The 506-nt window shown below is 74.7% G+C and carries 1 protein-coding gene; it reads left to right on the top strand.

What is annotated here, in order from left to right:
* Nucleotides 1-506, top strand: a 506-nt coding sequence (locus CTKZ_RS21040) for a glycosyltransferase (protein WP_124344700.1), incomplete at both ends; no start/stop codon positions are given.

Below are 506 nucleotides of genomic sequence, written 5' to 3'. Positions count from 1 at the left end.
GTCGCGGCCCGGTGCCGCGAGCTCGCCGAGGAGCTCGGGCTGGTGGGCACGCACGTCTTCTTCAACGAGGACTGGGTGCGTTACGAGGACCGCGCGGACTACCTGCTCGACGCCGACGTCGGCGCGAGCTGCCACTTCCTGCACGTCGAGACGGAGTTCTCGTTCCGCACGCGCATCCTCGACTACCTCTGGGCCGGGCTGCCCATCGTCGCGACCGAGGGTGACGGCTTCGCCGAGCTCATCGACGCGGAGGGCATCGGCCGGACGGTTCCCGCCGAGGACGTCGACGCCCTCGCCGACGCGCTCGAGACCATGCTGGTCGACACGGCGGCCGCCGCGGACGTGCGCGCGGCCGTCGAGCGCGTGGCGCGGTCGTTCACGTGGCCCGTCGTGCTCGAGCCCCTCGTCGAGTTCTGCCGTGCGCCGCGTCGCGCGGCGGACGCCGCCCGCTGGGCCGGCACCGCCGTGGACGCGCCCGCGCCCAGGACAGCCGCGCCGTCGCGCGT

This window comes from Cellulomonas algicola (genome assembly GCF_003851725.1).
In the GTDB taxonomy this organism is placed as follows: Bacteria; Actinomycetota; Actinomycetes; order Actinomycetales; family Cellulomonadaceae; genus Cellulomonas; species Cellulomonas algicola.
The sequence above is the reverse complement of the archived record's forward strand: the minus strand, read 5'-3'. Positions and strand labels throughout refer to the sequence as shown.